Here is a 26,660-nt window from a genome sequence, read left to right as displayed (position 1 = left end):
TTTCCCCACCGAACAGGCCGCGCTCACGACGCTCTACCTGGTCACCCGAGGCCTGGACCCCAAGGGCACCGGACAGGCACGATGGGCGATGCGGTGGAAGCCAGCCCTGAACGCGTTCGCCATCACCTTCGCCGACCGCATGCCAGCCGCGGAGAACCTCTAACAATGAACGCCAGAAACACCGTTCATCGGACAGGCCCTGCCACAACCGGATCGCTCTACGGGGTCGCTTATAGCGCGGCGACCTGGTCCTGAAGAGTCATGAGTGGGCCGCTTGGTGACGGGCTATAAGTCTGCTGGCACCGAGCCCGAGAGTCGGGTCTCTGCTTGGTGTAGGTCGCCAACGGGGGTCTCGACAATTGGTGCTACCACTGTGTTGACCCTGCGAGGCGTATGTGGGCTCCCCAGACGCCTAGCCGCTCCACGCCGCTGGCTTCTGCGCATTCTTGCCGCACGGGGCAGCCTTGGCAGCGGAAGGCGGCTGCTTCACGTTCCGCCTCATCGTTACTAGTCCACAAGGATGGGTTTGTCTCGCAGGGTATGTGCCCATCCGCCATCCGCACGGTGCGCAGAGCACGGTGCAGCTGGCGCTGGGCAGGTAAGGATTCCTCAAATGCAGCGCTCATGGGTGATGTCTTTCATCGCTGACACAGGGCGGAGGCGTACGCCGCGAGACCCCGGGCACCAGGTGCTGTGAAGATCGGAACGGGATAGGCCCCTCAGTGTTGGGCACATTTCAGGTCGAGCGGACGACACCAACTCGTCGTCGGAAACGGGTCAGGGCTTGTCAGCTAACACCACAGCTGGTGCCAGGCTGAAGCTGCTGTCCCTCCGACCACGGTTGTTGTGTCGCAGTTCGGTGCAGGCGCCAGGTCAGTAGATCCGACGCCTGGATCCGCCGATCGGAACCAAGTTGATGACGAGGCCGACGACGAGCAACACGATGCCGATCCAGAGTAGGACGTGCAGGCTGGCGACAAGCAGGCCCAAGACCAGCAAAACAATTCCTAGTACAACCATGGTGACTCCTCGAGGTGGGAAAACGGTAGGTATCGAAGTAGGTCGATGGGGCATGCACGATTTGAGTACGACCTGCTTCTGAGAATGGCACCTATAGGGAGGTGCCACTACCCCCCTAGGGAGGGTCATGTTTCGCCCCGCGTCCAGCGATGGTTGGCCGCGGACCCGCCCTGGCGCCCGCGGACCGCTGACCGGTAACGGCGGTCTCGGCACACATCCAATAGGTCAGTCTTCGCGTCCAGCGGCCCATTCCCGATCAAGGACGCCCACGGGAGCTGTGCGCGGTAAATCGACCCCGCGGGACGTGGGTGACCCCTAGGCTGCGCTCGGGTGTGGCCGACTTGGGGGACCACGCCAACCGCGCGAAAGCAGGCCCATCCATGATCCGTCGTCTCACCGCCCTGGGCGCAGTGCCCGCCATCGCAGCTTTGGGGGTTGCCGTGACGGTGCCTGCCAGCGCCGCGACCAGCACGAGAACGGTCCATCACGTCAGCCGTCAGGCGATGATCCGGGACCTCGCCCGGGTGCATCCGGCTACGTCCGGGACGCCGTACGGAACCTGCAAGCTGGTCGTGCCCAGCACGATCCGGCTCACCTCCAGCCCCGACATGTCGAGCCTGCCCTCGCTGACCGGCGGATGCGTGCTGCACGGAGTCGTGACGGCCTCCTGGTACGCCGGCGGCGACAACGTCTCCGACGCCGCCTACGTGGTGCTCTTCGACACCAACATCATCGACGAATCCGAAAACCTGGCCTACGTCGGGGTGATGACCTGGAAGGGCCGGTTCGCGTTCGACGACCAGGGCCACACGTACACCCAGAACTCTCCCGTGACCACCGTCAAGGTCGGCTCCTGGGCCGGGCTGCAGACCTCCCGTTCCGGCAACAAGGTCACCATCAACACCCGTGCCGTGCGGTACGCCTACAGCCTGGACAAGAACATCCCCTGGGCGAGCGAGACCGGCGTCATCCAGTACCGGGCCAAAGGTGCGAGCACTTGGACGAACCTGAAGGACTTCACCACCAACTCCGCCGGCGCAACGTCCTACAGCTACACCAGCACCGCTACCCGGGACTACCGGGCCGTCTACACCGAACAGCCCTACATCTTCGGTGTCATCAGCCCCACCTCACAACGCTGAATCTCTGACTGACTGGACATCGTGAAGGGTCGCTCCCAAGGCGGGGCGACCCTTCGCAAGGGGCTGGGACTTGCCAAGGTCGCGGACCTCGCCTTCCAAGCGACACCGACCACCGAATCCAAGTCTCATTGGAACTCGATGCGCGCCAAGACCCCGCAAATGCCGCACTGGGCGCCCTGGTGGACGACCTCCCAGCCCGGTGATCGTGTTGGATGTTCAGCCCGGCGTGGATGTGACGTAGACGTTCTCGCGGCCGGGCCGATCGGGAGCTTCGCGGACGTCGTCGATCGAGAACCCCGCACGCTGGAGTGCGGCGCGGTACTCCTGATCGTTGCGGAAGCGCAGCGTGGAGGTGGAGACGACCCGTTCACCGATGGGAAAGTCGTATACGTGCCGGAACGTGACGAACGGCAGGTCGACGTGGTCGACGACGGTGCTCCGGACGACGTCACCGACGCCGTCGACGTACCGCACGGCCGGGGCGCTGCTGTTGGCCCACCGCTCCCAGGCGCGGTCGCCGAGCTGGCGCGTTTCGTAGACGAAATGGCCACCGGGGACCAGAGATGCGTGGACTGCTGCGAGCGTCGCGTTCCACGAGTCGTCGGTGACGAAGACCTGGGCCACGTTGCCGGTCATCACAACGAGATCGGCCCGCATCGCCGGCAACGTCGTGGCGTCACTGAGGTGCCACGTGATGCGGTCGGCGCCGGGCTTGACTCATGCCACGTCCAGCGATGCTGAGGCCGGGTCGACCCCGGTTGCTTGCAGGCCGTCGTCGCTAGCGAGCAACGCGAACGCTCCCGTTCCGCAACCGATGTCCACCACGGTGGTGGCGTGCAACTCCCTCGCGATGGCGAGGTAGGGCACCAGATCAGTGCGTGGGTGTTCAAACGCGTCGTAGAGCCGGGCAAGGCGAGGGTCAGCGAAGATCGCATCCGGCATCGCCTCAACGTATGAGACACATCTCGATCCACCAAGAGACATCCGCACGAGGTCGCGCCATCCGCACGATCCCTATCCGCAGAAGGGATCGTCTCCTGTACGCCGCGCCATCACCACCGGCGTGCGCTGCGGCATCGCGCAGGGGTGTCGTGAGACCTATCGGATGGTTGCGTCCGCCTGGTCGAGCAGCGCCTGCAACTCCGAACGGTCTGCTCGCTTGGGCTTGGCGAAATCTCCACCCTCGGCGTAGGCGCCGGCGTACGCGGGCTGATCACGCTGGAAGCGCCAACTGTCGGCCAGGCTGCCGGTGTCGAAGACGTCGTAACCGATCGCGTCGATGAAATCGGTAGCGGTCTGCTTGGCGGAAGCGTCGTCACCGGCGATCATCAGCGTGTTGCGATCAGCTGCGCCGCGAGGGCGCTGCATCGAGCCGAGGTGCCCGAAATAGATGTTGTTGAAGGCCTTCACGACCCGTGCAGACGCCAGGTGCTGCTGAACGAGCCCGCTGGTCGTTGTCTGCTTCTCATCGAGAGCGGCGATCGCGCCGTCACGCTCGGGGTAGTAGTTGCAGGTGTCGATCACGACCTTGCCGGCCAGGGGCTGCGCCGGCACGTCGTCGATCTTGCCGAGGGGGATGGTGACGACGACGATGTCGCCGGCAGCTGCGGCCTGCGCCGAGGTAGCGGCGCGTGCCCTCGGCCCGAGACTCTGCACAAGATCGGCGAGGGTCTCCGGACCCCGTGAGTTGGAGACGACGACGTCGTAGCCCGCGTCGACTGCCAGCTTGGCGACGGTGCCGCCGATGTTGCCGCTTCCGATGAATCCGATGGTGGTCATGGAATGGGCAAGCTTCATCGGAAGCGAAGTATTCCGTCGCCCGCTGATCCCCGTCGAGCATCGGACACGCCCCGCGACACCTGCGTATGCCTCTACCCCATCCCGCGCCTGAACAGGCGGTCGGTGAGACCGGCCCACGGCCACCAGCGAGGATGAAGCGGTGCTGCTCCGACCTCGCCTGATCCAGAGCGCCGCCCCGCAGGATCCGGCGGGGCTGGTGCTTGTCCTGCATGGGGGTGCGGCCCGTCGCGGTGAGGCGGCGGTCAGCCCGACCCAGTTGTCGGTGGTGCGGATGATCCCCATCGCAGCGCGCGTGGCACGCGAGGGCGACGGCCGACTCGCCGTCTTCCGCCTGCTGAACTCCTACCGGGGCTGGGACACCCAGCACACCCCGGTTCAGGACGTGCAGTGGGCGCTGGGGGAGCTGCGGGAGCGGTTCGGTGCCCAGGTGCCGATCTGCCTGATCGGGCACTCTCTCGGCGGTCGCGCCGCGCTCTTGTCGGCAGGGGCGGACGGCGTACGCAGCGTCGTCGCGCTGGCGCCCTGGGTCTACCCCAACGATGCGTTGGGTCTCGATGTCACCGGGCGACGGATCCTCTTCGTGCACGGCGCGCGCGACCGGGTAGCCAAGCCGTCGAGCTCCGCGGCGGTCGCGGCGACCATGGCGAAATCGGGAGAGGTGGGCTACGTGACGATCAACGGAGGCAAGCACGCGATGCTGCGCCACGGAAGCGAATTCGAGCGACTGGCAACCGATTTCACGACGGCCACGCTCCTCGGAACCACCGCGGGGGGCACCGTCGGCCGCGTACTCGCGGGCGAGACGGGCATCCGGATCTGACCCCCGCCGTCGCGCTTCACCGGCCGACGGCGCGCAGGCCCCAGCGCACAGAGCGGTGCTCCAGCGCATCGGCCAGGGTGGCGTCGCCACCGGTGAGACGGGCGAACTCCCGCCAGCCGCGTCCGGTGCGGGCGACGATGTGGTGCATCAGCGCCGGCGAGCGTTCGAACGCCCGCAGCGCGATCCGTCCGGCTGCCATCTCCCGCGCGAGCGTGCCGGCGATCCCGGCGTCGTACGCCGACCGCACCGTCGCCACCTCCGCGTCTGCTGTGTCTCCCGAGCCACCCGAAGCCACGCTCTCGCCCGCGAGGCGGCCGGATCGCACGGCGTACGAGATCCCCTCGCGCGTCCAGGGCTCCAGCAGACCGGCGGCGTCACCGGCGACGAGCACCCGGCCGCGTGAGAGCGGCGAACCCACTGACCGGCAGCGGGTGAGGTGGCCGGACGAGTGGATCTCGCGGAGCCCCGACAGGCCCATCTCCGCGACGAACTTCGCTAGGTAGGCACGGGTGGCCGCTGCGTGGCCGCGAGACTGGATGACGCCCACCGTCAAGCTGTCACCCTTGGGGAACACCCAGGCGTAGGTGCCCGGATCGGCGCCCCAGTCCAGATGCACGCGGCCGTCCCACCGGTGCGCCTGATCGCCGATCTCCAGCTCGACCTCCAGGCCCAGATCGACAGCGTCCGTCGTCACTCCGACATGCCGGGCGACCCGGCTCGCCGACCCGTCGGCCCCGATGACATAGCGCGCACTCATCGTGCCGTCCGACGTCTGCAGGGTCACGAGGTCGTCGTCCTGGCCCACGCCGGTGACCGTCACGCCATCGCGGAACTGCGCGCCGGCGTCCTGGGCACAGCGGAGGAGCGCTTGGTCGAAGGAGGCCCGGTCCACGAGTCGTAACAATCGGCGGTCGCTGCGGCGATCCGCCCAGCGACCGCCGTCGAGCGTGAGCGTCGCGCGATGGATCTCGGCGCGCGCAGGCACCTGGAATTCCTCGGGGAGTGCCGCAAGCGTCGGGCCGATGAGGCCGCCACCACAGGTCTTGTAGCGGGGGAACGTCGCCCGATCTACCAAGAGCACCTGGGCGCCTGCGCGGGCAGCTGCATGCGCCGCGCTCGAACCGGCCGGTCCCGCGCCCACCACGATCACGTCGTACGGCATCGGGTCAGTCTGCCGGGCGACACCCGGCGGTGCGCCGTCGGCTGGGGCGTCCGAGACCCGGGTCGGCCACCGCGACGAACGGCGACGGGCAGAATGACGAGGCAACCCCGGACGCGCGCGTGACTCGTCGAATATGGTTACTCGCAGGTAGCCAACAGCTGTAGTGGAGGATCGATGCCAGACCTGAAGGATCACTATGACGTCGTCGTGGTCGGCGCCGGCCTGTCCGGGATCGACGCGGGCTACCGGCTGCAGACGATGTGCCCAGGCACCGACTACGTCATCCTGGAGGCGCGGCACGGTCTGGGGGGCACCTGGGATCTGTTCAAATACCCTGGTGTGCGGTCGGATTCGGACATGTACACGCTCGGCTTCCCCTTCGAGCCGTGGACGGGTGACAAGTCGATCGCCGATGCGGCCGACATCCTGGACTACCTCAAGTCGACGGCCGCCAAGTACGGTATCGACGAGCGCATCTCCTACGACTCCAAGCTGACGGACGCGGACTGGAGCAGTGAGGACGCCCGCTGGACCCTCACCGTCCAAACCGCGCAGGGCGCCCGCGAGGTCACCGCGAACTTCGTCTACATGTGCTCGGGCTACTACAACTACGAGCAGGGCTACACCCCGCAGTTCCCGGGGCGCGAGGACTTCGCCGGCCAGGTGGTGCACCCGCAGTTCTGGCCCGAGGACCTGGACGTGAACGGTAAGGACGTCGTGGTCATCGGGTCCGGTGCGACCGCCGTGACCCTCGTCCCGTCCTTGGTCGAGCTCGGTGCGCGGCCCACCATGCTGCAGCGCTCCCCGTCGTACGTCATCGCCCAGCCCGACCGCGACAGCTCCGCTGCCAAGCTGCGCAAGCGGCTGTCCGCCGAGCGCGCGCACAGCATCACCCGCTGGAGGTACGTGCTGGCGACGCAGGGCTTCTACCAGTTCTGCCGCCGGATGCCGAAGACCGCCAAGAAGGCGCTGCGCAAGGCCACCGAGTCGCAGCTCAAGGGCAGCGGCGTCGGCATCGAGAACTTCCAGCCGAAGTACAACCCGTGGGACGAGCGGCTGTGCGTCGTGCCGCGCGGCGACCTCTTCAAGGCGCTGCGGGATCACACCGCCGACATCGTCACGGACACCATCGACCGGTGGACCCCCGAGGGCGTGAAGCTGTCGTCCGGTCGGGTGCTCCCTGCCGACATCATCGTCACCGCGACCGGGCTGAACATGCTCGCGGCCGGCGGCGCGCAGCTCACCGTCGACGGCGAGAAGGTCGAGTTCGGCGAGCGCTACATCTACCGCGGGATGATGGTCGAGGGTGTCCCGAACGCCGCCATCTGCATCGGCTACACGAACGCGTCGTGGACGCTGCGGGCCGATCTGTCGGCGCAGTACTTCTGTAAGTTCGTCAACCACGTGCGCACCTCGGGCTCGGCGTACGGCTACCCCACCGCCCACGAGGCGATGCGCAGCCGGCCCGCGATCGACCTGCAGTCGGGGTACGTGCAGCGCTCGATCGCCGACTTCCCCATGCAGGGGGATCGGCGGCCGTGGTTCCTGCGACAGAACTACGTGCTCGACAACCGGGACACCAAGCGGGCCGACCTCACCCAGGACATGACGTACGTGCCGGTGGGAGATGTGCGGACCCCGAACCGCGACCTGCACCCGTCTTCCGGCGCAGCGTGACCCGCGCAGCGCAGGTTGCGGCGCAGGGAGAAGTGCGTGGCGGAGGGTGTGGCCGAGCGCAGCGAGGCCGCGCCCGCAGCGAAGCGCGCCGACCGGAGCCGCCAGAGGCATTGCGGGTCGTGCTCACGCTGAGTTGTGACGAAGGCGAACGAACCTGCGGGGTTCAGCGATACCGCGCATCGTGTGCGGCGAAGGCGTCGGCAACCGCAGCGCGGCCGGAGGTCTGACGTGCGCGTCGCGCTCTCGTCGTACCGCTCCAAGCCGCACTCGGGCGGCCAGGGCGTCTACGTCCGCAACCTGTCGCGTGAGCTGGTCGCTCTGGGGCACGACGTGCACGTCTTCAGCGGGCCGCCGTACCCCGACTTGGACCCCGGCGTCGCCCTGACCCGGCTCCCCAGCCTGGATCTCTACCGCCACCCGGACCGCTTCCACCACCCCCGGCCGTCGGAATTCCGTACCGATCTGGACGTGCTGGAGTACCTGACGATGTGCACGAGCGGATTCCCCGAGCCGCGCATCTTCGGCGCGCGACTGTCCCGGTTGCTGCGCGACCGGATCGGCGAGTTCGACATCCTGCACGACAACCAGACGCTCGCCCCCGGCATCCTCGACCTGGAGCGCCGCGGTCTCCCGCTGCTCACCACGATCCACCACCCGATCAGTCGTGACCGACGGCTGGAGTTGGCGGCGGCGCGGGGTCTGCAGCGGGTGACCAAACGACGCTGGTACGGCTTCGTGCAGATGCAGGCGCGGGTCGCGCGGCGCAGCGCCCACCTGCTCACCGTCTCCCGCAACTCCGCCGCCGACATCGAACGGGACTTCAAGGTGCCCTCCGCGCGCCTCGCCGTCGTGCCGGTCGGTGTCGACGTCGCGACCTTCGTCCCTCCGGCGCAGGCGCGCGTGCCGGGGCGGATCGTGACGATCGCCAGCGCGGACGTGCCGCTCAAGGGTCTCGACGTGCTGACCCGCGCCCTGGCGGGGATGGACCCGGCAGCGTGGGGAGAGCTGGTCGTCGTCGGTCGTGCCTCGGACCGTACGAGCAAGGCGCTGGCGCAGGCGGGACTGCTGCACCGGGTGCACTTCCGGCACGATCTCAGCGACGCCGAGCTGGCGGGGCTGGTCGCGTCGGCCGAGGTGCACGCGATTCCCTCTCTCTACGAGGGGTTCTCGTTGCCGGCGGTCGAGGCGATGGCGTGCGGTACTCCGATCGTCGCCTCCAGCGTCGGGGCGTTGCCGGAGCTCGTCGGGACCGACGCAGGGGTGCTCGTCGAGCCCGGGGACGCCGCCGCGCTGGGGCGGGCGCTGACCGACGTACTCGCGGCACCCGGGCGACGTAACCGGATGGGCGCTGCCGGGCGCGAGCGCGCGGTGTCGACGTACAGCTGGCGTGCAGTGGCCGAGGCCACCGTCGAGGTCTACGAGCAGGTGCTCGCGGCCCGTGGCGCGACGCGGCTGCGTGCCAAGGAGAATGCAGCATGATCACCATCAGGTTCGACACCTTCGACGTTCGTGCGGGCATGTCGTTCATCGACGTCGGGTGCGGTCAGGGGCGTCATTCGTACGAGGCCTACCGCCGGGGGGCGCAGGTCACGGCGTTCGACCTGAGCGAATCCGACCTGGCGGACGTCAAGACGATGTTCGGAGCGATGGAGGCCGAGGGTCAGGGCGGCCCGGGCGGATCGGCGCAGGTGCAGCACGGCGACGTGACGCAGATGCCGTTCCCGGACGACAGCTTCGACCGCGTGCTGGCCTCGGAGATCCTCGAGCACATCCCGGACGTCGACGCCGCGATCGCCGAGATCGCGCGGATCGCCAAGCCCGGCGGGCTGGTCGCCGTGACCGTGCCGCGCAACTGGCCCGAGCAGATCTGCTGGAAGCTGTCGGACGAGTACCACGAGGTCGAGGGTGGCCACGTGCGCATCTTCAAGGCGACCGACCTGGTCCGGCGTCTGACCGCGGCCGGTCTCGAACCGGTCGGTCAGCACCATGCGCACGCCCTGCACTCGCCGTACTGGTGGATCAAGTGCGCATCGGGTACGGAGCGCGAGAACGTCCTCACCCGCGGCTACCACCGACTCCTGGTGTGGGACATGATGCGGGCGCCCGCGGTGACCCGGCTGGCCGAGCGCGCTCTGAACCCGGTGATGGGCAAGAGTTTCGTGGTCTACCTGCGCAAGCCGGTATGACGCTCGCGCGCCTCGCCGTGCCCGATGTCCTCTCGGTCGAACAGGTAGCGAGGACAGGGCAGTTCATCGCACGCCAGCAGGCAGCCGACGGCGCGATCCCCTGGTTCGTCGGCAGCCATCTGGACCCGTGGGACCACGTCGAGTCGGCGATGGGGCTGTCGGTGACCGGTCACCACGCGGGTGCCGTCGCGGCCTACGACTATCTGGCGCGTACCCAGCGGGCCGACGGTTCCTGGCCCATGGTGGTGCGCGGTGCGCGCGTCGAGGAGGCCGCCGCCGACACCAACCAGTGCCTCTACGTGGCGACCGGGGTGTGGCACCACTACCTGGTGACCGGGCAGACGGACGTCCTCGCGCGTTTCTGGCCCACGGTCGAGCGGGCGGTGCGGTTCGCGCTGACGGCGATGCTCCCGTCCGGAGCGCTCGCGTGGGCGGTCTCCGAGAGCGGTGCCGTGCAGGACTTCGCACTCGTCACCGGGAGCTCCAGCGCCGCGCAGTCGCTGGAGTGCGCGGTCCTGATCGCCGAACGGCTCGGGCACGACCTGCCGCGCTGGCGATGGGCGCGTGACGGCATCCACCGTGCCCTCCGGGAGCAGCCGGATGCGTTCGCCGACCGCGAGCGCTACTCGATGGACTGGTACTACCCGATCCTGTGCGGCGTCTTCCGCGGCGACGAGGGTCGGGCCCGGCTCCGAGGCTCATCCGACCGGTTCGTGTGGGACGAGCGCGGGTGCCGGTGCGTCGCCGACGAGCCGTGGGTCACCGCTGCGGAGACCGCCGAGCTCATCGCCGCCCTGGACGCGCTCGGCGACCGCTCCGCCGCGTTCGCGATGTTCGAGCAGGTGCAGTTCCTGCGCGATGAGGACTCGGGCGGCTACTGGACCGGCAAGAACATCCCGAACGACGCGGTCTACCCCGTCGAGCAGACCGGTTGGTCGGCCGCTGCGGTGCTGCTGGCCGCCGACGCGCTGACCCAGACCACGGGCGGCGCCGGGATCTTCCGGGACGCGGGCTCCTGCCTCATACGGGACGGCGTCGCGGACGGGGCGGCGAGCTGATGCCCGTGCCTCTCCCGTCGGCGGGTAGCGAAGTCATCGAGAGGTGGCCTTATAACCCCACCCTTCGGCGTCACCCCTACCCCCCGATGGTGGTGTGCTGATGGCCGTGCCGGCGGACGTGGCGATGCGCGTCGCGGAGATCACCGGCTTCCTGCCGGTGGACGAGGGCGCGGCGTTGTACGACGTCGCCTGCGCCGCCGGACCCGGCACCTGGCTGGAGATCGGCACCTACTGCGGCAAGTCGACGTACCTGCTCGGGAACGCGGCCCGCACGGCCGGCGCTCGCGTGGTCACCGTCGACCACCACCACGGGTCGGAGGAGAACCAGCCGGGGTGGGAGTGGCACGACACCTCGATGGTCGACCCGCGCAGCGGTCGGCTGGACACGCTGCCGCATTTCCGACCGGTGCTCGACGACCTGGCCGACGTGTGCTCGGCCGTCGTGGCACGCACCGAGGTCGTGGCGCAGTGGTGGGCGACCCCACTGCGGTTGCTCTTCCTCGACGGCAACCACACGGAGGAGACCGCGCAGCACGACTATCGCGCGTTCGCACCGCACGTGGCGGCGGGCGGACTGCTGCTCGTGCACGACGTCTTCCCCGATCCGGCCGACGGCGGGCAGGCACCGTGGCACGTCGTCCAGGCAGCGCTCGCCGACGGTTTCGAGCAGGTGGCCGAGCATGGCTCGCTCCGCGTGCTGCGTCGCGGCTAGCGCCCTAGTCCTCGCGGGCGCCGTTGCGCTGACGGGGTGTTCACGGGTGGCGGGGGAGACCGCGCACACGGTGGTCGACTACGCCGGGCCGACGACCTCGACGGCTGTGGTGACGAATCCGTCCGCCATTCCTACCCGCATCCCGGCGTACGTCGCGCGGGTGCGGTGGGTGCCCGACGCGCGGGGCAGAAGTCTGCGCGTCTACCCGACCGCGGCTGCCCGGACGACGCAGGACCCGGCCGCCCGTACGACGGCCTGGCGTCAGGTCGTGCACGTCGCCCCAGCGGCGAACACCGTCACCATGCACGCCCAGTTCGACTGCCACTGGAGCTACGCACGCATCGCCGACCCCTCGAAACCGTCGTGGAACCTGGAGACCTGGCGCCCGGTGGTGAGCGCACAGACGATGTTCGACACCCGCTGCAACCCCGGCGGTCCCGAGGAATGAGCGCCCGTTCCGCGCCGATAGCGTCTGCGGCATGACGGGTGCCCTGGACGGACTGCTCATCGCCGACTTCGGGCGGGTGCTCGCCGGTCCGTACGCCACGATGCTACTGGCCGACCTGGGCGCGGACGTGGTGAAGATCGAACGGCCTGGGTCCGGTGACGACACCCGCCAGTGGGGACCGCCGTTCGACGCGGAGGGTGTCGCGACCTACTACCAGGCGGTCAATCGCAACAAGCGCAGTGTCGCCCTCGACCTACGCGACGCAGCCGATCGCGCGCGTGCCGTCGACCTCGTGGCGCGTGCCGACGTGGTGGTCGAGAACTTCCTGCCGGGTGGGATGGACCGCCTGGGGCTCGGGTACGACGACGTACGCACGACCAATCCCGGCGTGATCTATTGCAGCGTCACCGGATTCGGCCGTGGCAGCTCGCTGCCCGGCTACGACCTGGTCGTGCAGGCGGTGGGCGGGTTGATGTCGATGACCGGTCCGGCGCCGGGGGAGCCGACCCGCGCGGGGGTGGCGGTCGTGGACGTCCTCACGGGCCTGCATGCCGCGGTCGGCATCCTCGCGGCGCTGCGGCACCGCGACCGCACCGGTGAGGGGCAGCGGGTCGAGGTCGACCTCATGTCGTGCCTGCTGTCCAGCCTGGTCAACCAGTCCAGCGGATACCTGCTCGCGGACGTCGTCCCGCAGGCGATGGGCAACCGGCACCCGTCGCTCGTCCCGTACGAGGTCTTCCAGGCGCGCGACAAGCCCCTCGTCATCGCGTGCGGCAACGATCGTCAGTTCCGCGCGCTGGCAGGGGTGCTCGGACAGCGAGCGTTGGCCGACGACGAGCGTTACGCCACCAATCCGCGGCGGGTCGCGCACCGGGAGGAGCTCGTGCCGATCATCGAGGACCTGCTGGCTTCCGCGGACGCGCAGGAGTGGTGCGAGCGGATGGCCGCGGTCGGCGTACCGGCCGGTCCGGTCAACGACCTCGCCGAGGCGTTCGCGTACGCCGACCGGCTGGGCCTGTCGGCCGTCGTCGACTGCGCCGGAGGACGCCAGGTCGCCAACCCCATCGGTCTGTCCGCGACCCCTGCGACCTACCGCAGTGCCCCGCCCGCACTGGGAGAATGACGCCCACCGCATGACCGGCGCACCGTTGGGGTATCAGTCCGGTACCCGAACCCGTCCTATCACAACGAGGTGAGAGCCCATGGCAGGCATCGAAGGCAAGAAGGTCCTCGCGATCGTCACGAACTACGGCATCGAGCAGGACGAGCTGGTCGTCCCGGTCGAGAAGCTGAAGGAGGCGGGTGCCCAGGTCACCATCGCCGCCGTCGAGAAGGACACGATCAAGACCCTCGTCGGCGACAAGGATCCCGGCAAGGACGTCGAGGCCGACATCGCGCTCGCCGACGCGAACGCCGCCGACTACGACGCGTTGCTGATCGCCGGCGGCACCATCAACGCCGACACGCTGCGGACCGAGGACAAGGCGACCGATCTCGCCAAGGCGTTCGCCGCCGCCGGCAAGACCGTCGCGGCGATCTGCCACGCGCCGTGGGTGCTGGTCGAGGCGGGCGTGTTGCAGGGCAAGACCCTGACGTCGTTCCCCTCGCTGCAGACCGACGTACGAAACGCCGGCGGTACCTGGGTCGACGAGTCCGTCAAGGTCTGCCCGACCGAGAACTGGACGTTGATCACCTCGCGTGACCCCGACGACCTCGGCGACTTCGTCCCGGCGATCATCGACGCGTTGGGCTGAGCACAGAGTCCCCCAACACAGCAGCACCCGCGCATCGCCTCCGATGCGCGGGTGCTGCTGTTGTGAGAGGCCGCAGCAGCCCCCTCCCCTCGCCTGCGGAATCCGAAGTGTGACGCGCAGTAGTCATCGGATTCCGTGGAGATGGGGCGATCTTCTACCGATTCGCTTGCATGTGCCCTAGTTTGAGTGCGTTCACCGCACGAACGAGAGGCAGCAGATGACCAGCACCGCACCCACCGCAGAGTCGCAGTCCGCCGACAAGGGTCTGCGCGGCGGCGCACTCGGGATCATCGCCAGCGTCGTGATCGGGGTGGCGTCGACCGCCCCCGCCTACAGCCTGGCAGCGACCCTGGGCTTCATCGTGGCCGGTGTCGGCCTGCAGTCGCCGATCATCGTGATCCTGGCCTTCGTGCCGATGCTCTTCACGGCGATCGGCTACCAGGAGCTCAACAAGGCCGACCCGGACTGCGGTACGACGTTCACCTGGGCCACGCGGGCGTTCGGGCCCAAGACCGGCTGGATCGGTGGCTGGGGGATCATCGCCGCCGACATCCTGGTGATGGCGAGCCTGGCACAGGTGGCCGGGCAGTACGTCTTCCTGCTGGTCGGTGCCGACAGCATCGGGTCGAACTCCACGAGCGGCTGGGTGCTGCTCGTCGGGGTGCTCTGGATCGTGGTCATGACGGCGATCTGCTACGTCGGCGTGGAGTTGTCCGCCCGCCTGCAGCAGGTGCTGCTCTCCGTCGAGCTCTTCGTGCTGCTCGTCTTCTCCGCCGTCGCGCTGATCCGGGTCTACTCCGGGCACGGCGCCGCCAGCTCCATCCACCTGGACTGGTCCTGGTTCAACCCGCTGCAGATCGACAGCTTCTCGACCTTCTTCCGCGGCCTGCTGCTGATGCTCTTCATCTACTGGGGCTGGGACAGCGCCGTGTCGGTCAACGAGGAGACCGCGGACCCGGGGCGTACGCCGGGCCGCGCTGCGATCATCTCCACGGTGATGCTCGTGGTCACCTACACGCTGGTCACCATCGCGGCGCAGTCGTTCGCCGGCGTGGGGAGCAAGGGCATCGGCCTCGGCAACGGTGACAACTCCAGTGACGTCATCTCCGTGCTCGGCAAGGCGGTCTTCGGCGGTGGGTTCGTCGGCGGCTTCATGTCGCACCTGCTGATCTTCATGGTGCTGACCTCCGCGGCCGCTTCCACGCAGACCACCATCCTGCCGACGGCACGCACCGCGCTGTCGATGGGCGTCTACCGCGCGCTGCCGAGCAGGTTCGCCGAGGTGCACCCGCGCTTCCGTACACCCACCGTGGCCACGCTGGGCTTCGGCGGCATCTCGATCGTGCTCTACGCGATCCTCAACTACACGTCGAACGCCGCCAACGTCATCGCGGACTGCGTCACGGCGCTCGGCATGATGATCGCGTTCTACTACGGCCTCACCGGCTTCGCATGCGCCTGGTACTACCGCAAGACGCTCACCAACTCCGCTCGCGACCTGTGGATGCGCGGGATCATCCCCACCCTCGGCGGCATCATCATGTACTTCGCGCTGGCGTGGAGCCTGCACGACGACTGGCTGAACCCGTTGAAGAGCAGCACGGCCGCCAGCTACACGACGTTCACGGTGCCCGGGACCCATGTGCAGATGGGAGGCGCGTTCGCCCTCGGGGTCGGCACGATGATCGTCGGAGTCATCATCATGCTCGTGCTGATGCGCACGATCCCGGCGTTCTTCAAGGGCCGTACGCTCAACCGCGACACCCCGACGCTGGTCCGCGACGAGCCGGATCTGAAGCTGCCGACCACCTAGCCGTGTGCCCCGCGGGGCACACGGCTACCGGGGTCAGCTCTGCGCGAGCTTGGCGCGCACCTCGTCCATCTTCAGGTCGCGCACCTGCTGGATCAGGTCCGACAGCATCGGCTTGCTGAGCGCACCGGGCTGCGCGAACACCATCACGCCGTCCCGGAAGGCCATCACCGTCGGGATCGAGCTGATGTTCAGGGCCTGCCCGAGGGCCGGCTCGGCGTCGGTGTCGACCTTGGCGAAGGTGATGTCCTCGTGCTCACCGGAGGTCTGCTCGAAGATCGGGCCGAACTGCTTGCACGGGCCGCACCAGTCGGCCCAGAAGTCGACCAGCACGATGCCGTCGTTCTTGACGGCGTCGGTGAAGGTCTCGGTGGTCAGGGTCTGGGTGCTCATGGCGCTCCTTGCGGTGTGTCGATCGGGTCTTCACCCCTGTCAGCGCACGCGGAGCCCGGAAGATTCCGACCCGACCTCCCGGGATCGGCGTCAGGGGGCCTGTCGCCGGCTGGTCCAGGCCGCGATGATGGCGTGATGTCGACCCTCGCGCAGACCGGTTCCCCCCTCGACGGCTGGACCCGGGCGGAGTACGACGCCGACGGCCGCAGCCACGACATCTACCGCAAGGGCACCGGCCCGGGGGTGATCGTGATCCACGAGATCCCGGGGATGACGCCGGAGGTGATCCGGTTCGCCGAGGACGTCGTCGCGGCGGGGTGCACCGTGGTGATGCCGCATCTGTTCGGCGACCCGGGACGCGACGTGAGTGTCGGGTACGTCGCCGCCATCGTGCCGCAGCTGTGTGTCAGCAAGGAGTTCACCACCTTCGCGACCGGTCGCACCAGCCCGATCGCCGGATGGCTGCGGTCGCTGTCCCGCTCGCTGCACGACGAACTCGGCGGGCCCGGCGTCGGCGTCGTCGGCATGTGCTTCACCGGTGGGTTCGCGCTCGCCATGATGGTCGACGATTCGGTCGCGGCGCCCGTCGTCGCCCAGCCCTCGACGCCGTTCGCCGTCGGTCGCCGCCGCGGCGCCGACCTCGCGCTGAGTCCGGCCGATCTCGCGACCGTCAAGGCACGCGCCGCCGCCGGCTGCCCGGTGCTGGGGTTGCGGTACGCCGGTGACCGGGCGACCGGCACCCGTTTCGCGACGCTTCGGCGCGAGTTGGGCGATGCCTTCACCGCGGTGGAGTTCCCGGGCGCGAAGCACGCGACCCTGACCGCGCACCGTCAGCAGGAGGGCGTCGACGCGGTGCTGACGTTCCTGCGGGAGCGCCTGGAGGTGGGCGCCTAGGCTTCTGCAATGACGGATCCCACGACCCCGCCGCTGATCCTCGACGTGCTGCGCGAGCGCCGGTCGCCCTCCGTCTTCGACCCGGCGCACGAGCTGTCCGACGATCAGCTCGCGTCCCTCCTGGAGGCGGCCCGCTGGGCGCCCTCGAACGGCAACGCGCAACCGTGGGCGTTCGTGGTGGCTCGACGCGGCGACGCGGCGCACGGGGTCCTGGTGGGTGCACTCAGCCGTGGCAACTCCGGGTGGTTGCCGCCCGCGAGCGTCGTCCTCGTGACGCTGGCGCGCACGACCCCCGAGCACAAGCCCGCGCTCGCCGATTACGCGCGCTACGACCTCGGTCAGGCCGTGGCGCACCTGTGCGTTCAGGCGGCGTCGATGGGGCTGGGCGTGCACCAGTTCGGGGGATTCGACCACGACGCCCTGGCCGCTGCCTACGAGGTGCCGGACGAGTGGTCGGTCGTCTCCGGTGTGGCCGTCGGACGGCCCTGGCCGGTGGACGAACGCACGGGGGTCGATCCCTCCACCGCCGAGCGCGAGCTGCGGGAGCGTCGACGTAAACCGCTGTCGGAGCTCGCCTTCGGGACCCGCTTCGGTGAGCCGCTGCCCGTGCGCCCCACCCACTGAGCGGTCGGGACGTCGTACGACCGCGGAGGAGACAGCGAGCGCACAGCCAAACTATTTGTCGCTCCCAGCCCCGCCGTGATGTAGTGAAGCCATGTTCCACACCGCCATTCATCAGCCGACGCGCCGCACCACGCGCCCGGCGATGTGGCATCGCTGTCGCGCCTGAACCCACCCGTTCACCCAGCCCGTCAGCCGCCGGTCACCGCCGGCCCCCTTCCCGTCCGGAGACACCAGATGACCGCCTCCTTAGGCATCCGCACGTTCAGCGACGAACAGTTGTCACGCATCACCCGGCTCTTCGCAGGTAACGACGACCTGCTCACCCGCGTCGACCCCGACGTCACCGAACGCACGCGCATCGAGCTGGACACCACCGCCTATCTCGAGGTCTGGCTGATGGTGTGGCCCGCGGGCACCACGACCGGATGGCACGACCACGGCGGCGCCAGCGGCGCGTTCCACGTCGTACGAGGCGAGCTCACCCAGGAGACGTGGCGCGGCGGCCGGCTCGCCGAGAGTGACCTGCACGCGGGGGAGGAGTTCAGTTTCAACCCGGGTCTGGTGCACAACATGACCAACATCGGCGACGAGCTGGCGCTCACCGTGCACGCGTACTCCCCAGGCCTGTCGGAGATGACGCCACACGTATGGCGTGCCGGGCGCCCCGAACCGATCGTCACCTGAAGCCACCGTCCCCCGCCCCGGCCGCTGCGACACTGAGGCGATGACGCAGGCGAGCACCCCCGACGTCCGGGTCGCGCGCGCCCACCCCCTCACCCGGATGACCGGGCGCGACCCCGACGAGCGCGAACGCGTGTCGTCGCCACTGGAGCTGCTCTTCGACCTCACCTTCGTGATCGCCGTCGGCAACGCCGCGGGGTACCTGGCCACGAGCGTGGATGAGGCGCACCTGCTCACCGGGCTCTGCGCGTTCGTGATGGCGATGTTCGCGACCGCGCTCGCCTGGATCAACTTCACGTGGTTCGCCTCGGCGTTCGACACCGACGACTGGCTCTACCGGATCCTGACGATGGTGCAGATGATCGGGGTCGTCGTCCTCGCGCTGGGGATCCCGCGGTTCTTCGAGTCGGTCACCCGTGAGGGGTCCTTCCACGGACCGGGAGTGGTCGCGGGGTACGTCGTGATGCGAATCGCGTTGGTGGCGCAGTGGATCAGGGCTGGCCGTCAATCTGCGACAGAGCGCTCGAAGGCACGCCGCTACGCCATTCTGATCGTGCTGGCCCAGGTGTGCTGGGTCGTTTTCGCACTGCTCTCGCCTCCCTGGGCCATCGCCGGGCCGGTGTTCGTGCTGCTCGGCCTGCTCGAGGTGGGGATCCCGGTGCTGGTGGAGCGCCGGTCGGTCACCCCGTGGCACGCCGCCCACATCGCCGAGCGCTACGGGCTCTTCGTGATCATCACCCTGGGTGAAGCCGTCGTCGGGACGGTGGCTTCGTCGTCGCTCGCCCTGCACCGTCCGGGGGTCGCCGGGTGGACCTGGCAGGCGGTCGCGGTCGTGGTCGCGGGCATCGGGCTCACCTTCGCGATGTGGTGGATCTACTTCGCTGCGGACGTGGCCGGCCGGCTGCGCGGGCGTCCCGCGGGACAGTTCGTCTTCGGCTACGGTCACGTGCCGCTCTTCGCCGCGATCGCCGCCACGGGAGCCGGGCTGCACGTGGCGGGCTCGCAGCTCGCCGAGCACACCGGTGGTACCCGTGCCGTCGGCGCGACGACCGCGCTGGCGGTCGTCGCCGTCCCGGTGGCCGTCTTCCTCGTGGTGCTCTGGTCGATCCGGGCGTACCTCCTCGGCTCGTCGCAGGGCGACCTCGCCCTGCTGGTGGCGAGCCTCGCGGTCTTGGCGCTCGCGGTGGCGCTGGCGGCCGCGCACGTGGACCTCGCGGCATGCGTGCTGGTGGTGATGCTGTCGCCGTTCGTGACGGTGGCCGGTTTCGAGATGCCGGGTATGCGGCGTGGCTCGCGCGCGTCCGTAGGGTGATGGCATGGCCGTCACCTGCAACGTCGCCGACGGGATCGCCGACGTACGCCTCGCCCGCCCCGACAAGCTGAACGCCCTGACGCTGCCGATGCTGGAGGGCCTGATCGACGCCGCCCACGCGCTGCGGTCGGACACGTCCGTGCGCGCCGTGGTGATCTCCGGCGAGGGCGAGTCGTTCTGTGCCGGGCTGGATTTCGCCGAGGCGTTCGGTCAGGCCGGCGCGGTGGCCAAGGCGGTGGTGCCACGTCCCTGGCGGGGCACCAACACCTTCCAGGAGGCGTGCTGGGTCTGGCGCCGGTTGCCGGTGCCGGTCATCGCGGCCGTGCACGGGCACTGCTACGGCGGAGGGGTGCAGATCGCTCTGGGTGCTGACTTCCGCATCACCGCTCCCGACGCGAAATGGTCGGTGCTGGAGGGCAAGTGGGGACTGATCCCCGACATGAGCGGCATCCGCTCGCTGGCCCAGCTGGTCGGCATCGAGCAGGCCAAGCGGCTCACCATGACCGCGCAGGTCTTCTCCGGCGAGCGCGCTCACGAGATCGGGCTGGTGGGAGCCGTCGGCGCCGATCCGTACGCCGAGGCGCAGATCCTCGCGGGCGAGCTCGCCACCCGCTCGCCCGACGCGCTGGCAGCTGCGAAGCGCCTCTTCGAGACGCGCTGGAACGCCGGCCCCCGCCGTACCTTCGCCCGCGAACGCATCGAGCAGGTGCGGTTGATGGCCGGCCGCAACTTCAAGATCGCCCGAACGGCGGCGTTCGCCCGCGAGACTCCGGCCTACCTGCCGCGGGGCCGATGAGCTGGCAGCAGCTCTCCTCGCGGACCGTCTACCGCAACCGCTGGATCGAGGTGAGCGAGGACCAGGTCGTCCGACCCGACGGGGAGCGCGGGATCTACGGCGTGGTGCAGGTGCGCCAGCCCGCGGTCTTCGTGATCGCGATCGACGATGCCGACAAGGTCGTGCTCGTCCGCATGACCCGCTACACCACGGGACCCTCGCTGGAGGTGCCGGCCGGTGCGTGCGACGACCAGGCGCCGCTGGTAGCCGCGCAACGGGAACTGCGCGAGGAGACGGGCCTACGGGCGCGGGAGTGGACCGCCATCGGGCGAATGAACGCGCTCAACGGGATCTGCCGTGCCCCCGAACATGTCTATCTGGCAACAGGACTCACCCAGATAGGCGATCTCGGCGGCCGCGCCGAGGAGGGCATCCACGAAATGGTCTCGGTGCCGTGGTCGCGGGCTCTGGAGCTCGTGGCGGCCGGGGAGATCACCGACGGCGAAAGCGTGGCCGCGCTCATGTACGCCGATCTGCACCGCCGCGGCATCCGCCCCTCGTAACGGCGTCGCCGATCCCGGCGGGCGGTCGGGCAGGCGCCGTGCGCAGGGGGCTAGGACCGTGCCGGCGTGACCACCGGGTCCGGGCGCGGGTCGGCGCGCAGGATCGCGTAGAGCACACCGTCGTGGTACCCGCCGTTGCGCCACTGTGCGCCCCGGGTCACTCCCTCGCGCAGGAAACCGGCTGCCTGCAGGGCGCGTTGCTCGGCGATGTTCTCCACGTCGGTGTGCGCTTCGACGCGATGGGCGGTGGTGTGCCGGAAGAAGAGGTCCACGAGCTGCGCCTGCGCATCGCGTCCGATGCCCCGGCCGCGGTGGTCCGGGCGCAACCAGATGCCGATCATCGGGCAGCGTGACCCGGCGTTCGGTCCCCAGTGCTGCCAGATCCAACTCACCGTGCCCGCGAGTGATCCGTCGTCCGTGACGATCGACAGCCCGCCCGGTTCGTCCAGCTCGGGTGGTCTCGGCGACGTGCGCGCCCCACGTGGCCCGAAGTCGTCGTACGGGCTCTCGCCGCCGGCCAGCAACGGGAGGTCAGCGGCGAGCTGCGGCCGAAGGAGGACACCCATCCCCACAGTCTCACCGGTCGCGATGACTCCCCGTCGGTCAGGGCGACGTCATGGAGGGGGCAGCGTCGGCCGCGGCGGCGTCACGGCGCCCACGGACGACCACCCACACGGTGGTGACCACGGCCAGGAACACGAAGATCGCGAGCACGTCGGTGATCGCGAAATGCTTCACCAGCGTTGCGGTGACCGTCGGCATGAAGAAGCCGACGTAGGTCAGGCAGTAGAAGACCGCATTCGTCATGGCCAGCTGGTGCGGCGGAGCGAGGCGTTCGACGGCGGTGAGACCGCCGACGAGCACCAGCCCGTATCCCGCGCCCAGCACGATGCCGGCGACCGGGACCAGCGCCCATCCGTCGACCTGGGCGACCAGGACGGCGAGCACGGTACCGGCGATCGCACACCCCATGCCCGCGAGCGTGGTGATGCCGGGTCGGCGTGCCTCCCACCCGCGCGCGGGCTGCTGGATGAGGACGCCCGTGCCCAGCGTGAGCCCGGCCATGATCCCGCTGAACGCCACCTGCCAGCCGCTGACCGAGCCGCGCACGATGTTCGGGAGCACGACCAGGCTGATGGACGCGCAGGTGAAGACCCACGGCGCGGCGGGCGCGATGCCGCCCCAGAAGGCACCGCTGAGCGCCGTGTGCCGACCGGTCGCCGGATGCTCGTGCCGGTCGCCGGCATCGGTGGTCGAGCCGGTCTGCGGGGTGGTCCAGGCGAGCACGGTGACGCCTGCCATCAACGCGATGTGCACGGCGTACGCGAGGACCTCCGGCGCCGGGAGCCACTGCGCCACCAGTCCGCTGGCGAGCGGACCGCCCATGAACCCCGCGGACAACGACATGGCGGCCCGGCGCGCGCCGGTGCCGGGGGCGGCGTCGGCCGACAGTTCCTTGACCCACGTCGTGCCCGGCGCCATCGCGGCACCCGTGGCCACGCCGTAGAGCACCCGACCCACGAAGAGCGCCGCCTCGCTCCAGTGGCCGAGGAGCAGCACCCCGGAGGACACCATCGCGAGGAGCATCACCGGCCGGATGATCGCGCGGTGGCCGAAGTGCCCGGCCAGCCGCGCCGAGAGCAGCAGCGCCGGCATCAGCCCGATGACGTACGCCGCGAACATCGCCGTCGTGACCTGCTCGCTCAAGTGCTCGTGTGCCTCGTAGACGAGCAGCAGCGGGGCGAACTGGTTGGCGCCCCAACCGACGGCGAACAGCATGAGCGCCACCCGCATCCAGGGGTTACGGGTGAGCAGGCGCATGCACACAGCGTGCCCGGTGACGGACACCCTGTGTGCAGCGGCCGCCGATATCGGCCGGTATCGACCGACCCGTCAGTGGTGCAGGGTGGCCATCCCCTGCTCGCTGTACCGCTCACCCGCCGCGACACCGGCGGGGGAGACCGCCTCGATCGCGTCCAGGTCCTGCTGGGTCAGCGTGAGGTCGGCGGCGGCCACGTTCTCCTCGAGGTTCTCGATCCGGCGGGTCCCGGGGATCGGCACGATCTGCTCGCCGTGGGCCAGCAACCACGCGAGCGCCAACTGGCTGGGCGTCACGCCCTTGTCGTCGGCGATCTGGACCACCTTGTCCAGGACGTCGAGGTTGCGCTGGAAGTTCTCGCCCTGGAACCGGGGGGAGGTACGTCGGAAGTCGTCCTCCGCGAAGTCGTCGATGGAGCGGATCTTGCCCGACAGGAAGCCGCGACCCAGCGGCGAGTAGGGCACGAACCCGATCCGGAGCTCGCGACACACCTCCAGGACGCCGTTGTCCTCGACGTCGCGGGTGAAGAGGGAGTACTCGGTCTGCACCGCCGACAGGGGGGCGGTCGCGTGGGCGCGCCGGATGGTCTCGGGTGCGGCCTCGCTGATCCCGAGGTAGCGCAGCTTGCCCGCCGCGACGAGCTCACCGAGGGCACCGAAGGTCTCCTCGACGGGCACCTGGGGGTCGACGCGATGCTGGTAGTAGAGGTCGATGACCTCGACGCCGAGCCGCTGCAGCGATCCCTCGACCGAGGCGCGCAGGTAGTCCGGGTGGCCGTTGACCCGACCCGTGCGCGTCCCGTCTGCGTCGAGCTCGTTGCCGAACTTCGTTGCGATCTGCACGGACTCGCGTCTCGAGCCGACGGCCTTGCCGACCAGGACCTCGTTGGTGAACGGCCCGTACGCGTCTGCCGTGTCCAGGAAGGTGACCCCCAGGTCCAACGCGCGGTGGATGGTGGCCGTGGACTCGGTGTCGTCGTGTGCGCCGTAGAAGGCGCTCATGCCCATGCAGCCGAGACCTTCGGCGGAGACGGTGAGTCCTTCGGTGCCCAGAGTGCGGGTTTGCATGATGGTCCTCTCGTGCGACGTGCGGGACGTAGGTCACATGCCACCCTAGCGACAATGGTGACGTGTCACCGATATGATGATGCTCATGACTTCCTCACGCGACATCGGCCTGCTCGCCCTTCGACTCGGCGTCGGGGGTGCTCTCGCCGCCCACGGCAGCCAGAAGCTCTTCGGCGCATTCGGTGGCGGCGGCATCGAGGGCACCGGCGCCTTCTTCGACCAGATGGGCTTCAAGCCGGGCAAGGCGAACGCCTACGCGGCGGGCCTCGGCGAGGCCGGTGGCGGCGCGCTGCTCGCGCTCGGCCTCGCGACCCCGGCGGCAGCCGGTGCGGTCACCGGGACCATGGCCGTCGCGGGCTCCGTGCACGCCTCGAACGGGTTCTTCGGCCAGAACGGCGGCTACGAGCTGCCCGCCACGGTCGGCCTGATCGCCACGACGCTCGCCCTCACCGGGCCCGGGTCCCTCTCGCTCGACCACGCGCTGGGGCACACTCTGAACCGTCCGTGGATGCGCGCCGTGGCGATGGCGGCCGTCGTGCCCGCCGCCGCGTTCGTCATCAACCGCCGGAGCAAGGCCGTCGCCTCCGCCGAGGCGGCGAAGGCCGACGCGCCCGAGGACGGCACCGGGTCCGCGCAGGCCTGATCTCTCACCACCCGGGGACATGCCGGGCGGGGCCGACTGCCCTGCCCGGCATGTCCTTTTCGTCTGCGAGTGGTGCTCAGCCCGTCGGCGTGCGACCTCTGATCTCCTGCAGGGCGCTCGGGCTCAACGCCGGCTCGGTCAGGGCCCCTCCCGCGGGTCGCAGCCCGGCGACGATGATCGCCAGACCGCGGCGCCACGCGGTTTCGCTCTGTCCGTGGGTGGTCTCGATGACACCGCTCAGAGACCACAGCACCAGGTCGACGTCGCTGATGTCGGCGTCGGCGCGGACGCGGCGGTGCTCCTGGGCGTCGAGGAACAGCTGCAGCATGACCTCGCGCACCTCCTGGCGGAGGGCGTCGGTGTCCGGGCTGCTCCAGAGTCGGGGCAGGCACCCGCGGTGCGCGATGTGGGACTCGGCGGCCGCACCCAGGAACTGTTCGAGGCCGTCGCCGCCAGGGACGGCCAGCGCCTCGCGGGCGGCACGGAGCACGTCGGTGAGCAGCTCTCGGACCAGCTCGGTGATCAGCGCGTCCTTGGTGGGGAAGCGTCGGTAGAGCGTGCCCATCCCGACCCCGGCGACCCGGGCGATCTCCTCGACCGGCGCGTCGAGCCCGTGGGCGGCGAAGACGGTCTCGGCGGCGGCCAGCAGCCGTCGCCGGTTGTCGGCCGCATCGCGACGCAGCGGTCTGACCTCTGCATCCCGCGTCGCCGCCATGGACTCGACGCTATCCGCCGTACGGCGGTCGGCGGGGATCATTCCGACTGGTCACCGAGGACCGTGCCACCGGCGACCATGGCCAGCTCCGCGTGGGGCAGGTCGGTCTCGACCCGCAGGTGACGCGCGGCGCGGCGTGCGGTCGGGATGAGCAGCCCGGCGACGGCCGCGAGCAGCAGCGCCCCGCCCAGCATCAGGAACCCGTTGGTGTAGCCGCTCTCCTTGGGCACCCCGCTGGGGGCGGCTCCCGAAGTGACGATGCTCGCCATGAAGGCAGCGCCGAGCGAACCGCCGATGGTGCGGATGTTGGCGTTCATCCCGCTGGCCACTCCGGTCTGCGCCGGCGGCACGGCGGCCACGATCAGGTTGGACATCGATGCGAAGGCCAGGCCGAAGCCGACCCCGAGGATCGCACTGGTCACGTAGACGTCGAGCTTCTGCCCGTGCGAGACGGCGAGCAGGGCGAACGCGCCGACGCTGATCAGCGACCCCAGCACGACCAGGCTCTTGGCGCCGAAGCGCTCGGCCAGCCGACCGGCGAACAGGCCGACGACGAACATCGCGACCGCCTGCGGCAGGATCATCAGACCGGACTCGGTGATGGACGAGCCGAAGCCGTAGCCGGCGGCGCTGGGGGTCTGCAGGAACTCGGGCAGGAACGCGAACATCGCGTACATCCCGACACCGAAGAGCAGGGCCACCAGGTTGACCGTCCACACCGCGCGGATGCGCATCATCTTCATGTCGATCAGCGGGTGGTCCGAGCGCGACTCGACGGTCACCCAGAGCGCGGCGAGGACGACGCTGGCGACGAGCAGTCCGATCACCTTGCCGGAGCCCCAGCCCCAGGTCGGGGCCTGGCTCGCGGCCAGCAGCAGCGCGACCAGCCATCCGGACAGCAGCAGCGCCGCGAGCCAGTTGATCCGTCCCTCGGACGTCGACTCGGACTCGGGCACGAGGAAGTGGGCGGCGAGTGCGGCGGCCGTGATCATGATGAGCGGGATCCAGAAGAGCCAGTGGTAGTTGAGGACGTCCACGATCGGGCCGGCCAGCACGATGCCGAGGCCTGCGCCGACGGCGGTCAGCGCGGCGATGATCCCGACCGCGCCGGGCACCTTCTCGCTCGGGAACTCGTCGCGGATGATGCCGAACGCCAGCGGCAGGACACCACCACCGATGCCCTGGATGACTCGGCCGATGATCATGATCGCCAGCGACGAGGCGACCGCGGACAGCAGGGAGCCGAGGGCCAGAGCGACCAGCGCGACGACGAACATCCGCTTCTTGCCGCTCATGTCGCCGAGGCGTCCGAGGATCGGGGTGAAGATCGACGCCGACAACAGGTACGCCGTGAGCACCCAGGTCACATTGGTCTGAGACGTCCCCAGGGCGTGCTGGATCGTGGGCAGGACGGGGGTGACCAGCGACTGCAACAGCGCGTACGCCGCCACGCCGACTGCGAGCACGGCGAACGTCACCTGGTGGTGCGCGCGCTGTGGCACAGGTGCGACTGACATCGAATATCTCCGGTTTCCAAGGCTGTGAAGTAAGAGGAGTGAACACTCCGCCTGAAAGCCTACGGCAT

29 protein-coding genes and 1 pseudogene are annotated in these 26,660 nt (G+C 69.5%); 19 read left to right on the top strand and 11 right to left on the bottom strand.

Translation table 11 applies throughout. The features are described 5' to 3' along the window. Positions 1–163: pseudogene (locus J4030_RS02880) on the top strand (IS256 family transposase); the annotation flags it as partial. A gap of 202 nt (positions 164–365) precedes the next feature. Here J4030_RS02880 and J4030_RS18640 read toward each other — a convergent pair. Next, on the bottom strand, positions 366–557 hold the full coding sequence (locus J4030_RS18640) for a WhiB family transcriptional regulator (protein ID WP_374221974.1): 192 nt from the start codon (positions 555–557) through the stop codon (positions 366–368). An 843-nt stretch (positions 558–1,400) separates the two neighbouring features. On the opposite strand from J4030_RS18640, the gene J4030_RS02870 reads away from it, so the two are divergent. Further along, positions 1,401–2,162: a hypothetical protein gene (locus J4030_RS02870; RefSeq protein ID WP_208047686.1), complete on the top strand. Its 762-nt coding sequence runs from the start codon at positions 1,401–1,403 to the stop codon at positions 2,160–2,162. 216 nt (positions 2,163–2,378) lie between these two features. On the opposite strand, the gene J4030_RS17805 is transcribed toward J4030_RS02870, so the two are convergent. The 3 genes from J4030_RS17805 to J4030_RS02860 all read right to left on the bottom strand — a co-directional run bounded on the left by J4030_RS17805 (position 2,379) and on the right by J4030_RS02860 (position 3,941). Continuing rightward, complete coding sequence (locus J4030_RS17805; protein WP_243762760.1) at positions 2,379–2,819, bottom strand: hypothetical protein; 441 nt, start codon at positions 2,817–2,819, stop codon at positions 2,379–2,381. 60 nt (positions 2,820–2,879) lie between these two features. Continuing rightward, positions 2,880–3,104: a class I SAM-dependent methyltransferase gene (locus J4030_RS17800; protein ID WP_243762759.1), complete on the bottom strand. Its 225-nt coding sequence runs from the start codon at positions 3,102–3,104 to the stop codon at positions 2,880–2,882. Positions 3,105–3,260: 156 nt separating this feature from the next. Further along, on the bottom strand, positions 3,261–3,941 hold the full coding sequence (locus tag J4030_RS02860) for an NADPH-dependent F420 reductase (RefSeq protein ID WP_208047685.1): 681 nt from the start codon (positions 3,939–3,941) through the stop codon (positions 3,261–3,263). A gap of 160 nt (positions 3,942–4,101) precedes the next feature. Between J4030_RS02860 and J4030_RS02855 the strand changes: the two genes are divergently transcribed. Continuing rightward, entirely contained in the window at positions 4,102–4,782 is a 681-nt protein-coding gene (locus J4030_RS02855; RefSeq protein ID WP_307864528.1) for an alpha/beta hydrolase, read from the top strand. A 16-nt stretch (positions 4,783–4,798) separates the two neighbouring features. Here the strand turns inward: J4030_RS02855 and J4030_RS02850 are convergent, their stop codons facing one another. After that, a complete protein-coding gene (locus tag J4030_RS02850) occupies positions 4,799–5,944 on the bottom strand; it encodes a geranylgeranyl reductase family protein (RefSeq protein ID WP_208047684.1) in 1,146 nt (381 codons plus the stop codon). A gap of 174 nt (positions 5,945–6,118) precedes the next feature. Between J4030_RS02850 and J4030_RS02845 the strand changes: the two genes are divergently transcribed. The 9 genes from J4030_RS02845 (at position 6,119) to J4030_RS02805 (ending at position 15,592) form a co-directional block, all read left to right on the top strand. Continuing rightward, complete coding sequence (locus tag J4030_RS02845) at positions 6,119–7,621, top strand: NAD(P)/FAD-dependent oxidoreductase (protein ID WP_279538050.1); 1,503 nt, start codon at positions 6,119–6,121, stop codon at positions 7,619–7,621. A 228-nt stretch (positions 7,622–7,849) separates the two neighbouring features. Next, positions 7,850–9,100 carry a glycosyltransferase family 4 protein gene (locus tag J4030_RS02840; protein ID WP_208047683.1) on the top strand — a complete coding sequence of 417 codons (1,251 nt, stop codon included), beginning with the start codon at positions 7,850–7,852 and terminating at the stop codon, positions 9,098–9,100. Next, positions 9,097–9,807 (top strand): bifunctional 2-polyprenyl-6-hydroxyphenol methylase/3-demethylubiquinol 3-O-methyltransferase UbiG, encoded by a 711-nt coding sequence (locus J4030_RS02835; RefSeq protein WP_208047682.1) that lies wholly within the window; start codon positions 9,097–9,099, stop codon positions 9,805–9,807. The genes J4030_RS02840 and J4030_RS02835 overlap by 4 nt, the downstream gene beginning before the upstream one ends. Beyond that, positions 9,804–10,865 carry a prenyltransferase gene (locus tag J4030_RS02830; RefSeq protein WP_208047681.1) on the top strand — a complete coding sequence of 354 codons (1,062 nt, stop codon included), beginning with the start codon at positions 9,804–9,806 and terminating at the stop codon, positions 10,863–10,865. Before J4030_RS02835 ends, J4030_RS02830 begins: the two co-directional genes overlap by 4 nt. 100 nt (positions 10,866–10,965) lie before the next feature. Further along, a complete protein-coding gene (locus J4030_RS02825; protein ID WP_208047680.1) occupies positions 10,966–11,577 on the top strand; it encodes a class I SAM-dependent methyltransferase in 612 nt (203 codons plus the stop codon). Between the two features lie 46 nt (positions 11,578–11,623). Further along, positions 11,624–12,025 carry a DUF2599 domain-containing protein gene (locus tag J4030_RS02820; RefSeq protein WP_208047679.1) on the top strand — a complete coding sequence of 134 codons (402 nt, stop codon included), beginning with the start codon at positions 11,624–11,626 and terminating at the stop codon, positions 12,023–12,025. A 31-nt stretch (positions 12,026–12,056) separates the two neighbouring features. Further along, complete coding sequence (locus J4030_RS02815) at positions 12,057–13,148, top strand: CaiB/BaiF CoA-transferase family protein (RefSeq protein WP_208047678.1); 1,092 nt, start codon at positions 12,057–12,059, stop codon at positions 13,146–13,148. Between the two features lie 79 nt (positions 13,149–13,227). After that, the gene (locus tag J4030_RS02810) at positions 13,228–13,779 is read left to right on the top strand and encodes a DJ-1/PfpI/YhbO family deglycase/protease (protein ID WP_208047677.1); all 552 of its coding nucleotides are present in this window, start codon (positions 13,228–13,230) and stop codon (positions 13,777–13,779) included. A 217-nt stretch (positions 13,780–13,996) separates the two neighbouring features. Next, entirely contained in the window at positions 13,997–15,592 is a 1,596-nt protein-coding gene (locus tag J4030_RS02805) for an APC family permease (RefSeq protein WP_208047676.1), read from the top strand. Between the two features lie 33 nt (positions 15,593–15,625). Here the strand turns inward: J4030_RS02805 and trxA are convergent, their stop codons facing one another. Further along, positions 15,626–15,982, bottom strand: a complete 357-nt coding sequence (trxA, locus tag J4030_RS02800; protein WP_208047675.1) for a thioredoxin — start codon at positions 15,980–15,982, stop codon at positions 15,626–15,628. Positions 15,983–16,117: 135 nt separating this feature from the next. Here trxA and J4030_RS02795 point away from each other — a divergent pair, with 135 nt between their 5' ends. The 6 genes from J4030_RS02795 (at position 16,118) to J4030_RS02770 (ending at position 20,831) form a co-directional block, all read left to right on the top strand. Continuing rightward, the gene (locus J4030_RS02795) at positions 16,118–16,876 is read left to right on the top strand and encodes a dienelactone hydrolase family protein (RefSeq protein ID WP_208047674.1); all 759 of its coding nucleotides are present in this window, start codon (positions 16,118–16,120) and stop codon (positions 16,874–16,876) included. A 9-nt stretch (positions 16,877–16,885) separates the two neighbouring features. Next, positions 16,886–17,500 carry a nitroreductase family protein gene (locus tag J4030_RS02790; protein ID WP_208047673.1) on the top strand — a complete coding sequence of 205 codons (615 nt, stop codon included), beginning with the start codon at positions 16,886–16,888 and terminating at the stop codon, positions 17,498–17,500. 234 nt (positions 17,501–17,734) lie between these two features. Continuing rightward, a complete protein-coding gene (locus J4030_RS02785) occupies positions 17,735–18,184 on the top strand; it encodes a cysteine dioxygenase family protein (RefSeq protein WP_208047672.1) in 450 nt (149 codons plus the stop codon). A 40-nt stretch (positions 18,185–18,224) separates the two neighbouring features. Beyond that, positions 18,225–19,493 (top strand): low temperature requirement protein A, encoded by a 1,269-nt coding sequence (locus tag J4030_RS02780; RefSeq protein ID WP_208047671.1) that lies wholly within the window; start codon positions 18,225–18,227, stop codon positions 19,491–19,493. A 4-nt stretch (positions 19,494–19,497) separates the two neighbouring features. After that, a complete protein-coding gene (locus tag J4030_RS02775; RefSeq protein ID WP_208047670.1) occupies positions 19,498–20,289 on the top strand; it encodes a crotonase/enoyl-CoA hydratase family protein in 792 nt (263 codons plus the stop codon). Further along, positions 20,286–20,831 (top strand): NUDIX hydrolase, encoded by a 546-nt coding sequence (locus J4030_RS02770; protein ID WP_208047669.1) that lies wholly within the window; start codon positions 20,286–20,288, stop codon positions 20,829–20,831. Before J4030_RS02775 ends, J4030_RS02770 begins: the two co-directional genes overlap by 4 nt. A gap of 50 nt (positions 20,832–20,881) precedes the next feature. On the opposite strand, the gene J4030_RS02765 is transcribed toward J4030_RS02770, so the two are convergent. The 3 genes from J4030_RS02765 to J4030_RS02755 form a co-directional block, all read right to left on the bottom strand. Next, on the bottom strand, positions 20,882–21,397 hold the full coding sequence (locus tag J4030_RS02765; protein ID WP_208047668.1) for a GNAT family N-acetyltransferase: 516 nt from the start codon (positions 21,395–21,397) through the stop codon (positions 20,882–20,884). 37 nt (positions 21,398–21,434) lie between these two features. Further along, positions 21,435–22,652, bottom strand: coding sequence for an MFS transporter (locus J4030_RS02760; protein ID WP_208047667.1), 1,218 nt, complete (start codon positions 22,650–22,652; stop codon positions 21,435–21,437). 72 nt (positions 22,653–22,724) lie between these two features. Further along, the gene (locus tag J4030_RS02755; protein ID WP_208047666.1) at positions 22,725–23,717 is read right to left on the bottom strand and encodes an aldo/keto reductase; all 993 of its coding nucleotides are present in this window, start codon (positions 23,715–23,717) and stop codon (positions 22,725–22,727) included. Positions 23,718–23,802: 85 nt separating this feature from the next. Between J4030_RS02755 and J4030_RS02750 the strand changes: the two genes are divergently transcribed. Further along, entirely contained in the window at positions 23,803–24,360 is a 558-nt protein-coding gene (locus J4030_RS02750; protein ID WP_243762757.1) for a DoxX family protein, read from the top strand. A 76-nt stretch (positions 24,361–24,436) separates the two neighbouring features. On the opposite strand, the gene J4030_RS02745 is transcribed toward J4030_RS02750, so the two are convergent. Then, positions 24,437–25,075 (bottom strand): TetR/AcrR family transcriptional regulator, encoded by a 639-nt coding sequence (locus J4030_RS02745; RefSeq protein ID WP_208047665.1) that lies wholly within the window; start codon positions 25,073–25,075, stop codon positions 24,437–24,439. Positions 25,076–25,113: 38 nt separating this feature from the next. Further along, positions 25,114–26,592 (bottom strand): MFS transporter, encoded by a 1,479-nt coding sequence (locus tag J4030_RS02740; RefSeq protein ID WP_208047664.1) that lies wholly within the window; start codon positions 26,590–26,592, stop codon positions 25,114–25,116. Positions 26,593–26,660: the final 68 nt, after the last annotated feature.

It is taken from the genome of Allobranchiibius sp. CTAmp26, from assembly GCF_017565405.1.
Classification (GTDB): domain Bacteria; phylum Actinomycetota; class Actinomycetes; order Actinomycetales; family Dermatophilaceae; genus Allobranchiibius.
This window is presented reverse-complemented; position numbering and strand designations above follow the sequence as displayed.